The following is a 259-nucleotide window of genomic DNA, read 5'->3' as shown; positions in this document are numbered from 1 at the left end:
ATCTGGCGAAACATTAAAGGCTTTCGCATATCTAATGGCACTTAGTTCTAATGGTTCATCAGTGGATAACCCTTGTCCTGTTTCCCGAGCATCTACAATAGCGAGCTGTAAAAGACGAGTTTCACTTAAGGTTAGAGTCTGTAAGGCCTGAACAAGTTTATTTGATTTTACGACTAAGTCTGTCATGTTGTTTTATTTAGCAACGGTTTTATTGTGTTGCTATAACAACATAATAAAAATTCGTTGTCAAATACCGAGG

At 37.1% G+C, this 259-nt stretch carries 1 protein-coding gene; it reads right to left on the bottom strand.

What is annotated here, in order from left to right:
• Nucleotides 1-186, bottom strand: a 186-nt coding sequence (locus ACH13J_RS18520; protein WP_397544812.1) for a RepB family plasmid replication initiator protein, incomplete at its 3' end; no start/stop codon positions are given.
• Nucleotides 187-259 lie beyond the last annotated feature (73 nt).

The sequence above is a fragment of the Roseovarius salis genome (genome assembly GCF_044472985.1).
Taxonomy (GTDB): domain Bacteria; phylum Pseudomonadota; class Alphaproteobacteria; order Rhodobacterales; family Rhodobacteraceae; genus Roseovarius; species Roseovarius salis.
This window is presented reverse-complemented; position numbering and strand designations above follow the sequence as displayed.